The organism is Rudanella lutea DSM 19387, assembly GCF_000383955.1.
In the GTDB taxonomy this organism is placed as follows: Bacteria; Bacteroidota; Bacteroidia; order Cytophagales; family Spirosomataceae; genus Rudanella; species Rudanella lutea.
Map to the genome: position 1 here is coordinate 3,122,767 of NZ_KB913013.1, position 12,654 is coordinate 3,135,420.

Sequence of the window (12,654 nt, forward strand, 5' to 3'; positions counted from 1 at the left end):
TCCACAAACTCAACCGATACTTCAACCCAATCAGCAATTTGTTCAATGGTGACCGTCGGTATAGCAGATAAATTTCAAACAAAACGTGCTTTGGCTTTCAGCTCATCTCTTACTTCTGCTGTTTCTTCACTAATCAGATAAGAAACAGCATTTTCCAGTCCAGAAAATGGTTTAATGGTATTCATTGTCTTGTCAAGTTGTACACTCAAGTTACAGAGTTGCGCCAACACCCGCAACTGATTGAAATATTTTCTTGAAGAAAAATGGGTTCGGTTAGCAATCAAAGGGCAATCTTCTGAATCGTCACTTCCAGTTCGCTCCGGTGGGTGTTCGAGACCCCATCAGGCATGTCCAACTGATACACGTTCAACGCTTTACCGGTGCGCTGCATACTCTCTTTTAACTCGCGGAGCCGTTCGTAATCAGGCTTGTAGCGACCCACGCGGTCAGGGTCTTCGAGCAGTAACTCTTTCACAATTACAATGCTTTGCGTAAACGTATTGGCCGTTTCGTTGAAGAACGTCATCGCCTTTACCACGTCGAAGTCCGACACGGGCGCGTCGGAAATGAGTGGGTAAAATGAAGCATAGTTGCGGGTTTTATTGGCCGACACAATAGCCATGATGATAGAGAGCTTCAGCGAGCTAACGAGTGAGGTATTCAGGTTGCTCACCTCGCGCCCATCGGCATTCAGGATAGCCGGTCGGTAACCGCCATCGGTGCCGGTTTCCACAAACCGGATGGTGCCGTAGAAAGCTCCCGTGGGCGCGTTGATGTTGCGGTAGTGTTCATTAGCCGCGTCTTCGAGTTGCCGCACCAACTCGCGGTACTTGGTATCTTTGACGCGCTTGGCCAACTCGGCCATGTCGAACAACATCTCTTTCTTCTGAATCAGATAGGGCGGTACCTGCCCCTGCGAGAGCACGTTCAGCCGGTCGTTAATTTGTTTCTGCCGATTTTCTTTCTGCTCTTTTTGCGTCCGGTACTTATCCAGATCACGGCCAAACTTTGTTATATCAGCAATAGCTCCATCCATCGAGTTCATGATGTCACGTGCGTTGGTGATGCCGCTCGTTTGCTCCTGCTCCTGAAGCTCGCGCATCCGGGCTTCCAGTTCCAGTTTGGTAGCCCCTACCTGTTCCTGCTTCATTTGTCCGTCGTGCATCGACTGCTGCACCCGGTAGTTGATGCTTTCGATACTGCTCGCCATACCCAGCCCGTTTTGCATCAATTGCTTAAAAAACGACTTCAGATTCGTTCGGGGGAGTTCGGGTTGACTAATTTCCGGTTCGGGCAAGAGTAAACTTCGGATGGCTTCGTAGGCATCACTGCCTTCGGGGGCCGGTCGGTCGCAAACCTTACAGTGTTCGTCGGCAAGCATTTGCCGGACATACATCGGCTCCGGCACGTTGTCGGGCAGCCGAATCTGTAGTTTCTCACCCAATTTTTTGTCTAAGTTGGCAATAGCTTTGCGTGTAGCCACGGCCACGTCGTAGGCTTCGTGTTTTTCTTCAAATTTTCGGAGCAGGAACGTGGTATCCAGCAGCACCCAATTGTCGGTGAAGAGCTTGCGGCCCAGGGTTTCGTTGAACGTATCGGCTTCTTTTACGGCGTTTTCATAAGCCCGGCGGGCCTGATCGCGGGTTTGGGTGTACTCGTTAATTTTCTGGGCAAACTCGATACTTGCCAACAGCCCGTCTTTCTTTTCTTTGGCAAATTGCTCATTCTGCAGAGCCGAGGTAATCTGCCCCTCTAATTGGGCAATTTCCCGTTCAAGCAACCGGTATTCAGTTTGCAGTTTCTCAATTTCCTCCTGCCCTTTCTGTGATTTTTTTAGTTCCAGATCAAATGCGTTCTTAGCCGTTTCGTAGGCCTTTTGTGTCGCCTGAATGTATCGATCCCAACGGTCAATGTCCGAGAGCTTTTTGATCACATTCCGGAGCGAGGTCGTGTTTGACGTATCGATCAGGTTATTGATTCCGCGTTCGCCCTGAAACCATACGTAGGGCCGCACATCGACCGGAATCAGCCATTCCAGCACCTCTTCATATCGGCTCGGCGGGATAGGTTTGAACGAAATGATGTCGTATTCGAATAGCTGAAACTCGCTTTTGGCAGGTTCAACCCACTGCTTGGTGCTGGTTCGGCGGATGGTATAGGTTCTAATTAACTGATAAGCTTTGGGGGCGTTGTTGCGGACAGCTTCCACTTCAATGCAAACTTTTGCTTCAACCGACTCGCCAACAGCACACTGCTCTTTGGCTTTTTCGGACACTAACTCACCTTTAACCACGCTTGTAGGCCTAAGCTTACTTAGGGTTGCGGTGGTAGCGTTATCCGTAATGCCATCGCCAAACACCCACTGAAAGGCGTCGTAGAGCTTTGATTTTCCGTAGCCGTTGGCCCCAAGCACCATATTCAGCCCTTCCGTAAACAGGAACTCATTATCAGTGCCGTAGTAGCAAAGGAAATTCTGGATGGTTATTTTTTTGATAAGCATGACTAACGGAGGGCGTTTTCGAGGGTTCTGTTCATGGTAGCCGCAGCCACATTAATGGTTATGGATTTGTCTTCAACGTCTTGCACAATCCGTTTAATGAGGTCAACCAGTATTTTAGCTTCGGCGTTTGGTTGTGACTGCAAGGTCATCCGGTTTACGTCGTCGGGCGTCAGGCTGTATTTTTGCTGAATCTGCGGGTCTTGCAGAAACGCTTTTACAATCTCGATTTGTGTCATGGTGTTTAGGCACTGAGTTCTTTGTGAATGGTATCTAAGTTGAGTCCATAGCTGTTGCATACTTCGCGAAACACCTCGGTGGCTTCGTATTTATTTTGGGCCATAAAGGCAAAATGTACAACCCGTTCGAGCTCTTTCTGCACCAAACGTTGCTCTAACTGGAAGGTAAAGCTATTGGGATCGGTCCGCGGAATCACCACCATGTCGTAGATGTAGGCGAAACTTTTGGCCGGGTGTTGCCGCAAAATGCGCCCCCGCCGTTGGATAAACTGTCGGGGATTCCCGGTGCTTGAGCAGAAAATGGCCTGCTCCGTGCGCGGAATATCAACGCCCTCGTCCAGGCACTTCATTGACAGCAGCGCGTTGATCTGCCCCTGTTCAAACTGCTTCAGCGTTAAATCCTTATCGGCCGAGTCGCTTGTGTATTGTGTGAGGGTGGTAGTGGGCGACACGCGCCGGATAATATTGGCGTAGAAATCAATGATTCGGTTTTCGTCGCTCAATTCGGCAAAAGCTTCTTCGTCTATCTCGCTGTCAGCATAGTAGCCTTCGGGGGCATACACGAGCGTATAATCGATGCGGCCGTGCCGGGTCATAATGTCAGACAGAATTTTCTCGAAGGTAGTCAGCTTGTTCTGCGCTTTGTGAATAATGCGTTTGCGTTGCATCAGCAGCATCTCCACCGATGCCGACGCTTTTTCATCCCCTTTGGCGCGGGCATACAGCTTGGCGAGCTTGGCAGAGATTTCGGCATAAGCCACCATCTCCTCCTGTGTCAGGCTAACAATTTTAGGGTAGTAATAGTAAGGGCAAAGAATCCCTTCGTCGATGGCCCGCTCCATCGGAAAACTATACGTATAAGGCTCTTTGTCAGCAAAAAACGCTTCCATCTTCTCCGAGCCTTCGGGGTCATAAATACGCTTGGGGGTGGCTGATAACCCGATTCGTTTTTGTAGATGGATTCCGTCGAGCAGTTTAGCCACCGATGGCGACGCGATGTTATGCGCTTCATCGGCCACCAGTACGGTGGTTGTAGGCAGTCGCTTGAAGTACGTCTGAAACTGCGAATTTGTAAATGAGCGGTACGTAGCAATGATGACAAACGACGTAGCGACTCCGAAACTCAATTGCGTCGTAATACTTCCGAGTTGGGCGGGCCACTCCACCGATTTTCCAGAAACGGCAATAACCTTGCGGAAATTAAACCTTCGACATTCGCCCGTCCACTGTTCTACCAATACGGTGGTTGGCACCAGAATAACGACTTGATAGGTACCAGTTTTTGCCGATTCATTCAGCACGCAATTCAGCGAGGTAATGGTTTTGCCGGTGCCGGTTGCCATCGCAAAAATACCCTTGCAATCATTTTCCAGCCAGTTTTGATAGGCTTCCTGCTGATATAGGCGTGGGCCGCTCTCGTATGGAAATCGGGGCGATGCCAAGTAAGTTTCGATCTTCTGCAAAATGCGTTGTACAGCTTTTTGGTGGGTTTTATTTCGTACCTGTTTGGCCTGTTGAGCAATAAGTTGCTGCTCCGCAGTCAGCAACTCGTCGAGGTCTTTGCCGCCATAGTCGCGCAGAATGACGGCTTCAATATCGGCAAATGGAATGAGTTCGGCATGGTCAGCGGTGCCCCCAAATAAACGTTCATACTCGTCTTCATAGCTGCTAAAAACGGTAGGATTGGCTCCCCACGACGTGCGAATTTCCAGTTCTTCGAGGTTTTCTAACAACCCCGACGCCGTGAAGTTACACGAGCCACGAAATTTGACTTTATCCCGGCCATCGCCCAAAATACCTGATTTGTAGTGAGCGATGCCACGCCCATGTTTGGGTCGGATGGCGCGAATCTGTACGCGCTCGGTGGCAATGAGCCACGCCAAACACGAAAAGAAGTGATGCCCATAGCTATCAAGCGCTTGGCGGAGGCTCTGAAAGTCCTTAGTCGAGAATGCATTTGGGGCTATCCCGCCCGAAGTGCCAACTAAGAGGGCTTCCTTATCCGGTTGCGACAAAATGTGGTTAATTATTAGTCGAGCCCGCCCACCATTGCTGATAAATTTAGCAAACCCCAACGCTAACACCCGAATTGCCGACGAACTAAAATACCCTAACAACAGGTCTAGCCGGGTGCTTTCTACCAATGCTTCCATATAGAAGGTCAGCGGTTCGTGTTGGGTGCCGGTTCGGTACTCTTCGGAGGGGGGAAAGGTAATGTCGGCGAGCATATCAACAAATTCACTAAAAGGTTGCGTAGATAGTGCACCAATCTAAGTAATCTTTTTGTAAAAACTCACAACTTACGGCCCCCCAAAAAGCAACGCGGCCCCCGCTCCGTACGGAGCGGGGGCCGCGTATAGATTCTACGATCCTCTACTTCTTCGCCGACGACAGGGTTTCGCCACGCTCCAACTGCCGGGCCCGGTCAAATAGGGTCAGGGCCTTCCGATATGTCTCGTCGGCATCGCTCATAACCCGGTAAAACTCGTTGTTTTGGCCGCTGCGGTTGTTGCGCTGATATGTGTAACGAGCCACGTACGCTTTCACCTGTGCCTGAATATATTTCTTCGACCGGGCAAACTCCTTCTCGTTGAATTTGATGCCCTGAGCCGTTGCATCCTTCACCAGTTGGGCCATTTGCTCATCGCCAAAGTTGACCGTCTTGTTAAACTCGGCAAAGGGCAATTTCTCCAGCGTCTTGCGGTTGTCGGCCGCATACTCAAGCGCATACTCCCGAATGATATTTTTGCCGTACAGCTGCCCCAGATAATTCGTTTGCCACGTAGTGTCGCGCGGAATAAAATAGTCGGGCGTAATACCCCCACCGCCGTACACTACCCGACCATTGTCGGTTTTAAACTTCAGCTTCGGATCGTTCTTGATCGAGTCAGCAATGAAGTACTCTCCCCGCTTCGAACGGGCCTCCAGCTCGTGTTCGTATTCGCTTTCGTGACCCAGTACGTAGGGTTTCTGAATACTGCGCCCGCTTGGCGTATAGTAACGCGAGATAGTCAGCCGAAGCTCCGAACCGTCGGATAACTGTACCGGCATTTGTACCAGTCCTTTACCAAACGACCGCCGACCCACAATCAACGCCCGGTCGTGGTCCTGTAAAGCACCAGCCACAATCTCCGAAGCCGAAGCGCTACCCTCGTCAATCAGAACCACCACCGGCCCGTGCTCAAACTGACCGGCAATCTTGGCGAATGTCTGCCGATCGTACCGGGTATCTTTTCCATTGGTGTACACCAGCAGTTTGTTACCATCAATCAGCTCGTCGGCCAGACTCGTAGCCCGGTCCATGTAGCCACCGGGGTTATTGCGCAGGTCGAGCATGAGTTGTGTCATACCCTGCTGCTTGAGCTGCCCCAGCGCCGTGCGGAACTCCTCGTAGGTAGTTTCCGAAAAGCGGTTGACTTTGATGTAGCCCGTCTTTGCGTCGATCATGTACGAAGCATCGACCGAGTAGGTCGGAATCCGGTCGCGGGTAACGGTCACCACCTTAGGGGCCTTTTCGCCTTTGCTCAGGATCGTCAGGCGCACTTCAGTCCCTTTTTTACCGCGTAGAGCCTGAAACACCGACCCGTTGTCCACCTTACCACCCGTCAGCGAGGTTTCGTTCACTTTTAAAATTTTATCACCACTCCGAATCCCGGCTGTTTCGGAAGGGCCGCCCGCCAACGGGGCCACCACGTACACGGTATCTTTGTAGATATTGAATTCGACCCCGATGCCATCGAAACCACCTTCCAGCTGAGAGCGGGCTGCTACGGCTTCGTCGGGGTTCATATAGGCCGTGTGCGGATCGAGTTTCTCCAGCATCTTGGTGATCGAATAATCTACCAGATCGTCGGTATTGACCGTATCCACGTAGTTATTCTCGATCAATTGCAGAATCTCTTTGTACTTCGTGTAGCCTCGCCCGATGGTATTCACACTCTTGGCCCCGCCAAAAAACGTAGCGCCAATAAGCATACCACCAGCCAGGGTCACACCCAGCAACATGGGCAAACGCACCGTTGCCTTATCATTTTGGATGGGCGGGTCCTGCCGCCGGCCAAAGTTCGTATCCTCCGCCATCACTCTCCTGTTTTTAAGGTTGTACACACGCCATAACGCAGTATGAATACTATAATGTTTACCAAAATCGAGGGAAAGCAGAAAAATAATCAACCCCGGCCATTTTAGCACAGAACAACAAGAAAATCAGTCGCTTATTTAGCAACTGCAATCTTTCCCGACGCTACCAGTTCCACAAACCCGTCGAGTGCCGCCGGGTTGCGCATAGTATCGCGGCTTGCTACGGTTTGGGGGTCGCTGCCAGCCAGGATTTTCTTAACGGGCATCTCCATTTTTTTGCCGCTGATGGTGTACGGCACCTCCGACACCTGATACACGGCATCGGGCACATGACGCGGGCTGTACTGCGTCCGAATAGCCTGTCGAATCCGGCCGATAAGTGTGTCGTTCAAATCCTGTCCATCGCGTAAGGTTACAAACAACGGCATAAAGTAGCTACCACCGGGGAGGTCTACGCCCACCACAAGGCTATCGGCCACTTCGGGAACGCTCTCTACGGCACTGTAAATCTCGGCGGTTCCGATCCGCACGCCATCGCGGTTGAGCGTCGCGTCTGAGCGGCCGTAAATCACCACACCATTGTGCTCGGTGATACGGATAAAATCGCCGTGCCGCCACACATTCGGGAAGGTGTCAAAGTAGCTGCTTCGGTACCGCTCCTGATTAGGGTCGTTCCAGAAGAAAATCGGCATAGACGGCATCGGTTCCCGGATGACCATCTCCCCCAGCTGATTCTGCACCGGCTCGCCCGCTTCGTTGAACGCGTCGAGTTTGCAACCCAGCAACCGGCGTTGAATCTCGCCGGCATACACGGGCACCTCCGGGCACCCGCCCACAAAACCGCTACAGATATCGGTGCCGCCACTAAACGAAATAAGCCAGACATCTTTCTTCACGGCCTCGTACACCCACCGGAAGCCCTCGGGCGGCAATGGAGAGCCCGTTGAGCCTATCGTCCGCAGGCTCGTCAGGGTGTGGGTACGTATAGGCCGGAGCGGCTCCCCATCTACCCCACCCCGCATACACGATACAAAGTAGGCTGCTCCACCCCCAAAATGGTTAACCTGTGCCCGTTCGGCCAGGTCCCAGAGGGCGTTGAGGTTGGGGTAGGCCGGTGCCCCTTCGTACAGGACGAGGGTGGCCCCCAGCAGCATCGAGGCCAGACCAAAGTTCCACATCATCCAGCCCGTAGTTGAGTACCAGAAATACCGTTCACCGGGCCGGACATCCTGATGCAGGGCCAGCGCCTTGAGGTGTTCGAGCAGGCAGCCGCCCACACTGTGCGTAATGGCTTTGGGCTTACCCGTTGTCCCTGATGAATAAAGTACCCAGATAGGGTCGTTGAACGGCACCGGTTCAAAGTACAGGCCTGTGTTGGGGGTTTGTACTACCTCGGCCCAAAGGTCGGAGCCTGTCAGCCGGTTTTGCGCGGGCAAATCGGCGTAGGGCACCCAGATTACCCGCTCTACCGTAGGCAGTGCCTGCCGAAGCTCCTGCATCACGGCGGTTTTGTCGATCAGTTTGCCGTTGTAGAAATACCCGTCAACGGCCAGCAGTACTTTAGGCTCAATTTGCCGGAACCGATCGACAATGCTCGCGGTACCAAAATCGGGCGAGCAACTTGACCAGACCGCCCCCAGCGAGGCTGTAGCCAGAAACGACACCACCGTTTCGGGTATGTTGGGCAGTACCGATACCACACGGTCGCCCATACCAACCCCGGCATCGCGGAGGTAGGCGGCCACCGCAGCAACCTGCCGCTCCAGCACATGCCATGACATCTGAAACGGGTCGCGCCCCTCGGCCTGAAAAATCAGAGCCGGGTGCTGTACGCTTTTGTGGCGGAAAATATGTTCGGCATAGTTGACCGTTGCACCCGTAAACCAGCGGGTGCCGAGCATGCCCCAGTTGGGCGGTCCGGGCTGTGGCCGATCGAGCACATCGAAATAAGGCGTGTGGCTCTGCACATCAAAAAATTGGTAGATACTCTCCCAGAAGTCTTCCAGGTCAGTAACCGACCAATCCCATAAATCATCGTAATCCCGGAAATAGAGGCCGCGTTTGATAAACAGCCATTCCGTATATTTTTTGAGCGTTGAATGTTCAGCCAGAAAACGGTTGGGTTTCCAAAGAGGTGTAGTCATGCAGGTAGGCAGCTTATTGACGAATACGAACTGTGTCTGTACGGTGTTGGACAGACTTTTACTCGAAACCGTTAACGACAGACAAGGGTTAGGGATTGTTTTCGGTTGAGGCAACGTTATACCAACGGCCAGTGATGAGAGTTCTCAGAAAAGCCGTACCTTTGCGTCCATTTTTGGACAATTTACAATTCGCATAGCTGATAATCAGCCAATAGTTTATCTAACACAGCAGGGATTGCTGTATTTTTCCATGAATCAGGATCAGAATTTTAACCAGGATGATCGCCGGGATGGCGAACGTCGCTCTTTTGGTAAAAATACAGACGGCCGTCGGGATGACAACCGTCAAAATAAAGGGTTCGAGCGCGGCAATGCGCGGGGCGAAGGCGACAAACGCCCCCGGTTCGACCGCAACGCCCGACGTGACGACGCCCGGCGTGACGACGCCCGGCCCGGTGGTTTTAACCGGGGTGAACGTAACGGTAACGACCGCTTTGGCGATGACCGCCCCCGGTTCGACCGGCGCGACGACGCCCGGCGTGGCGACGCCCGGCGCCCCTTCAACCGGGACAATGATAGCCGGGATGGAGGCCGTTTTGGCCGTAGTGACGGACCACGTAATGACAACCGCCGTTTCGACGGACCACGCGAAGGGGGATTCAACCGGAACGATGATCGCCGATCAGGTGGGTTTAATCGGGAGTCGGGTTCTGACCGCCCCCGGTTCGACCGCAACGATCGCCGTAGCGACGGACCACGTTTCGACGGGCCGCGTGAAGGTGGGTTCAACCGGGACGACAAAGGTTTTGGTAACCGGGGCGAGCGCCCTTCGTTTGACCGGGCCCCACGTCGGAACGACGGCCCCCGGGAAGGTGGATTTAACCGCCGGAACGATGGAGACGAACGTGGTCCGAGCCGGTTTGGCAATGAACGCCGGTTCAACGACACCCGTGGTGGAGACCGTCGCGAGAGCGGTTTCGACCGGAACAACGAGCGGGGCGAAGGTCGGTCCTTCAATCGTCGGAACGACGATAACCGGGGCGATGGCCGTCGGGGTGAAAGCCGGTTTAACCGCCATGGCGACCGGCCCGAAGGCGGCCGCCGGGATTTCAACAACCGTGGCGAAGGAAACCGTCGTCCGTTTGGCGATCAGCCCTCAGGCGACCGTCGGGGCCCATTCAACCGACGTGACGACGACGCTCAGGATAAATCAAAGCGTTTTGGCCGCGACAATGAATTTGACAAGCGTTTCACCGACGAGCAGCGCGACGACAGCCGCGAGCGCCGGGTAGGCCGCTACAAAGCCGCTCCTGATTATAAGCTCGACAAACCCGGCCTCGGGAAGCCTGGCTTCAGCAAGCCCGGCTTTGATAAGAAATCAGACAAGAAAAGTTTCGGCAAGCGCGACGACAAACCCCGCCCTGAACGCGAACACGACGAGCGCGACCCGTCGGGCCTGATGCGTCTGAACCGCTACATTGCCAACGCCGGGGTGTGCTCACGTCGGGAAGCCGACGAGCTAATCAGCCGGGGCGACATTACAGTCAACGGTAAGGTCGTGACCGAAATGGGCTATAAGGTGAAGGAAAATGACGTGGTAAAGTACGGCAAAACGGTACTGAACCCCGAAAAGATGGTGTATGTGCTTCTCAACAAGCCGAAAGATTACATCACTACCACCGAAGACCCCGAAGAGCGCCGGACCGTAATGGAACTGGTAGCCGATGTTGGCAACTTCCGGATTTACCCCGTCGGTCGTCTCGACCGCAACACAACCGGTCTGTTGCTGCTGACCAACGACGGCGAATTGGCCGACAAGCTGACGCACCCGTCTAACAATATCCGCAAGATTTATCAGGCCGAACTCGATAAGCCCATCACCGAAGAGCATTTTGAAGCCATTCGGGCCGGTGTTGAGCTGGAAGACGGCATGATTAAGCCCGACGACCTGGCTCTGGTTACACCCGATGCGCAAGTTGTTGGCATCGAGATTCACAGCGGCCGCAACCGGATTGTCCGCCGGATTTTCGAGCACTTCGGCTACGAGGTTATGAAGCTCGACCGGACAGTGTACGCCACGCTAACCAAAAAAGAGCTGCCACGCGGTAAGTGGCGCTTCCTGGAGCCCAAAGAAGTAATCAAGCTCAAGTACCTGAACTAACGGTTCAGAGCTTATGTAAAAACCGGGTGCCTTACCAGAGCATCAGCAAAGAAATTTCTTAACTGATACGCCGGTAAAGCATCCGGTTTCTTTTAAAGCAAGCCAATCGTTACGACTCGCTCCGTTCGATACCCATTTCCAGCCCCCGCAACTCAGCCAGGCCGCGTAGCCGCCCAATGGCCGTGTAGCCGGGGTTTATTTTTTTGCTGGAGGTCAGATCGTCGAGCATCCGATGGCCATGATCGGGTCGGAATGGCATCCGCAAATCCTCCCGACCTTCGTCCTGTCGGCGTTTTTGCTCCTTCAGCAACGCCCGCATCACGCTGTACATATCCACATCGCCCGCCAGGTGATCGGCTTCGTGGAAACTCCGCATCAGTGAGGGGTCGTCGGCATCGCGCAGGGTGCTCCGCAGATGCACAAAATGAATCCGTGGCCCCAGCCGCTCTACCATACCAGGCAGGTCGTTGTCGGGCCGAACCCCATAGCTACCTGTGCAGAAACACAGCCCATTGGCCGGCGAGTCCACTTCGCTCAGTAACTGTTTTGCGTCGGCTTCGGTGCTCACTACGCGGGGCAGACCCAGAATTGGGTACGGCGGATCGTCGGGGTGAATAGACAGACGCACCCCAGCCGACTCAGCTACCGGCGTAATTTCGCGTAGAAACGTATACAGGTTTTGCCGCAGTTCGGCATCGCCCGTGTGTTTGTACGTATCGAGAGCTGCCTGAAACTGTTCGAGCGTGTAGCTTTCTTCCGAACCGGGCAAACCCGCAATAATTGTCCGAGTCAGGCGCTGCACATCGGCCTCAGTGGCCCCGTCCAGCCAGGCTTTGGCTTCCTGCTTGCGCGCATCGCTGTATTCGGCTTCAGCACCGGGCCGTTTCAGAATATACAATTCAAAAGCCGCAAACTCGGTCGCATCGAACCGGAGCCCCGTTGAGCCATCGGGCATGGGATAATCCAGATTGGTGCGGGTCCAGTCGAGTACGGGCATAAAGTTGTAACAAACCGTATCGATACCGCACTGAGCCAGATTCAGGATCGACTCTTTATAGTTTTCGATATGTTGGCGATATGCCCCCGTGCGTGTTTTGATTTCTTCATGCACCGGAATACTCTCGACAACCGACCAGGTAAGCCCGGCCTCTTCGATGATCTTTTTCCGCTGCTGAATTTCAGCTACGGGCCATACTTGCCCATTCGGGATATGATGCAGGGCCGTTACGATTCCGGTGGCACCTGCCTGTCGGACGTGCGCCAGCGATACGGGGTCATTCGGACCGAACCATCGCCAGGTTTGTTCTAAAGCCATTCAGACTACTTTTTGGGGTATAAGACGAAGGAGCGGCCGGTTTACCGATGCCCGCAAAAAAAGGGGTACTTTCCGCCAAGGATGTAGCTTTTGGGCGCGATTTGAGCCCTTTTAACGCCAAAGAGCCGCTACAAGTAGCGGCTCTTTGGGCAATTTTAGGTACCAGGAGCGGGAATCGAACCTTTACCTTTTCGTACCGTCACCTATTCTTATTATTA

The 12,654-nt window shown here is 53.5% G+C and carries 7 protein-coding genes; 1 reads left to right on the forward strand and 6 read right to left on the reverse strand.

What is annotated here, in order from left to right; all coding sequences use genetic code 11:
* Window positions 1-280 precede the first annotated feature (280 nt).
* From RUDLU_RS0112885 to RUDLU_RS0112905, 5 genes are all read right to left on the reverse strand, one after another.
* On the reverse strand, window positions 281-2,500 hold the full coding sequence (locus RUDLU_RS0112885; protein WP_019988803.1) for an AAA family ATPase: 2,220 nt from the start codon (window positions 2,498-2,500) through the stop codon (window positions 281-283).
* Between the two features lie 2 nt (window positions 2,501-2,502).
* A complete protein-coding gene (locus RUDLU_RS0112890) occupies window positions 2,503-2,736 on the reverse strand; it encodes a hypothetical protein (protein ID WP_019988804.1) in 234 nt (77 codons plus the stop codon).
* Between the two features lie 5 nt (window positions 2,737-2,741).
* Window positions 2,742-4,964, reverse strand: a complete 2,223-nt coding sequence (locus tag RUDLU_RS0112895; protein ID WP_019988805.1) for a DEAD/DEAH box helicase family protein — start codon at window positions 4,962-4,964, stop codon at window positions 2,742-2,744.
* A 145-nt stretch (window positions 4,965-5,109) separates the two neighbouring features.
* The gene (locus RUDLU_RS0112900; RefSeq protein WP_019988806.1) at window positions 5,110-6,816 is read right to left on the reverse strand and encodes a S41 family peptidase; all 1,707 of its coding nucleotides are present in this window, start codon (window positions 6,814-6,816) and stop codon (window positions 5,110-5,112) included.
* Window positions 6,817-6,950: 134 nt separating this feature from the next.
* Entirely contained in the window at window positions 6,951-8,960 is a 2,010-nt protein-coding gene (locus RUDLU_RS0112905; RefSeq protein WP_019988807.1) for an acetoacetate--CoA ligase, read from the reverse strand.
* A gap of 250 nt (window positions 8,961-9,210) precedes the next feature.
* On the opposite strand from RUDLU_RS0112905, the gene RUDLU_RS0112910 reads away from it, so the two are divergent.
* Window positions 9,211-11,121, forward strand: coding sequence for a pseudouridine synthase (locus RUDLU_RS0112910; protein WP_019988808.1), 1,911 nt, complete (start codon window positions 9,211-9,213; stop codon window positions 11,119-11,121).
* 109 nt (window positions 11,122-11,230) lie between these two features.
* On the opposite strand, the gene uxuA is transcribed toward RUDLU_RS0112910, so the two are convergent.
* Window positions 11,231-12,436: a mannonate dehydratase gene (uxuA, locus tag RUDLU_RS0112915; protein WP_019988809.1), complete on the reverse strand. Its 1,206-nt coding sequence runs from the start codon at window positions 12,434-12,436 to the stop codon at window positions 11,231-11,233.
* Window positions 12,437-12,654: the final 218 nt, after the last annotated feature.

What these genes read in the sequence shown, in the direction of transcription:
- RUDLU_RS0112890 (WP_019988804.1), bottom strand. Translation starts at nt 2,736, where the DNA reads ATGACACAAATCGAGATTGTAAAAGCGTTTCTGCAAGACCCGCAGATT.
- RUDLU_RS0112910 (WP_019988808.1), top strand. Translation starts at nt 9,211, where the DNA reads ATGAATCAGGATCAGAATTTTAACCAGGATGATCGCCGGGATGGCGAA.
- RUDLU_RS0112895 (WP_019988805.1), bottom strand. Translation starts at nt 4,964, where the DNA reads ATGCTCGCCGACATTACCTTTCCCCCCTCCGAAGAGTACCGAACCGGC.
- RUDLU_RS0112900 (WP_019988806.1), bottom strand. Translation starts at nt 6,816, where the DNA reads ATGGCGGAGGATACGAACTTTGGCCGGCGGCAGGACCCGCCCATCCAA.
- RUDLU_RS0112885 (WP_019988803.1), bottom strand. Translation starts at nt 2,500, where the DNA reads ATGCTTATCAAAAAAATAACCATCCAGAATTTCCTTTGCTACTACGGC.
- RUDLU_RS0112905 (WP_019988807.1), bottom strand. Translation starts at nt 8,960, where the DNA reads ATGACTACACCTCTTTGGAAACCCAACCGTTTTCTGGCTGAACATTCA.
- uxuA (WP_019988809.1), bottom strand. Translation starts at nt 12,436, where the DNA reads ATGGCTTTAGAACAAACCTGGCGATGGTTCGGTCCGAATGACCCCGTA.